This window comes from Paraburkholderia sp. RL18-085-BIA-A, from assembly GCF_046027075.1.
Lineage (GTDB): Bacteria > Pseudomonadota > Gammaproteobacteria > Burkholderiales > Burkholderiaceae > Paraburkholderia.
Genome location: NZ_JARESU010000565.1, coordinates 1 through 633, shown reverse-complemented (window position 1 = coordinate 633; position 633 = coordinate 1). Strand labels below are relative to the sequence as shown.

1 pseudogene is annotated in these 633 nt (G+C 57.5%); it reads right to left on the bottom strand.

Annotated features, from left to right (window positions below):
- A pseudogene (locus P0D89_RS53865) lies at positions 1 to 425 on the bottom strand (lipopolysaccharide biosynthesis protein); the annotation flags it as partial.
- Between the last annotated feature and the right edge of the window lie 208 nt (positions 426 to 633).

Here is a 633-nt window from a genome sequence, read left to right as displayed (position 1 = left end):
GATAGTGCGGCGATCAGTACGGTAGCAGCGACCAGGCCGATTACTGCAAGCACTGTCAATCCGCGCGTCACGATGGTCCGCAATCGATCATGATCTTCCGTTGCGCCGGCACTCGCGACAAGGTTCACAAGCCCGTTTACCACACCGAAATCCAGCACGGAAAGGATGACCGCAAGGCTGGAAATGGTCATCCAGATGCCGAAACGCTCCTGGCCGAGATACGGCAGCGTGAACGACACCGACAGGAGGACTACGGTGAGACCTGGCGCCGCGCTGACTGCATTGAACGCGATGGACCACGCGGCGCGCAGATATCGGTCCCTGTCGCGTCCTTCAGAGCCACCGACGCCAAAAGGTAGACGCTGAAAGCACGACCAGAAAAAGGACGCTGGGGTTCGCGCAAGTGAACGATCTCGAAGCGACATCTTATCTGTAGTCAATCGAGTTTGGTTCGACTGACACGGTTAGCGGATAGCGCATGAGAAGACGATTTCTTCGTACAAGAGGCCTGGCCGGTACCCGTCAAATCGGGGGCGTCACCGTTTTCTTGCGACAAAGGTGGTAGAGAGATCGGCGGTGTTCAACTCGCCGCTCATCCATCTCAGGCTATCGAGCACCTCGAAGCCGCTCAGA